This window comes from Acinetobacter sp. Res13-Abat-PEC15-P4-01 (genome assembly GCF_015676285.1).
GTDB classification, from domain to species: Bacteria; Pseudomonadota; Gammaproteobacteria; order Pseudomonadales; family Moraxellaceae; genus Acinetobacter; species Acinetobacter nematophilus.
The window spans coordinates 1-806 of the sequence record NZ_JADAIN010000003.1 but is presented as its reverse complement, the minus strand read 5'-3'; the positions used below and the strand labels follow the sequence as shown (position 1 = coordinate 806).

Genomic DNA, 806 nt, shown 5'->3' with positions numbered 1-806 from the left:
ACGTTGTCGCCTGGCATTACCATTTCAACGCCGTCTTGTAATTGGATTGCACCAGTTACGTCAGTTGTACGGAAGTAGAACTGTGGACGGTAACCGTTAAGGAACGGTGTATGACGACCACCTTCTTCTTTAGAAAGTACATATACTTCTGCGTCGAATTTAGTGTGCGGCTTGATTGTACCTGGTTTAGCAAGTACTTGACCACGTTGTACGTCTTCACGCTTAGTACCACGTAAAAGTACACCACAGTTCTCGCCAGCACGACCTTCGTCTAGAAGTTTACGGAACATTTCTACGCCAGTTACAGTTGTTTTAACTGTATCTTTAATACCAACGATTTCAACTTCTTCGCCAACTTTAACGATACCAGACTCTACACGACCTGTTACCACTGTACCACGACCAGAGATTGAGAATACGTCTTCGATTGGCATCAAGAATGCTTTGTCGATTGCACGTTCTGGTTCTGGGATGTAAGAGTCAAGCGCTTCAACAAGAGCAAGAACTGCAGATTCGCCATATTGACCAGCATCACCATTAAGCGCAGCAAGTGCTGAACCACGGATGATTGGAGTGTCATCACCTGGGAAGTCATAAGTAGAAAGAAGTTCACGAACTTCCATTTCTACCAATTCAAGTAATTCTTCATCATCAACAAGGTCACACTTGTTAAGGAATACAAGAATATAAGGTACACCTACTTGGCGAGAAAGAAGGATGTGTTCACGAGTTTGTGGCATTGGACCGTCAGTCGCAGCACATACAAGGATTGCACCGTCCATCTGAGCAGCACCAGTGATCATGTT

General features: G+C 44.4%; 1 protein-coding gene. It reads right to left on the bottom strand.

The genetic code is table 11. The features are described from left to right. Positions 1-806: elongation factor Tu (locus IMO47_RS00530; RefSeq protein ID WP_196077775.1), on the bottom strand; the 806-nt coding region annotated here is incomplete at both ends.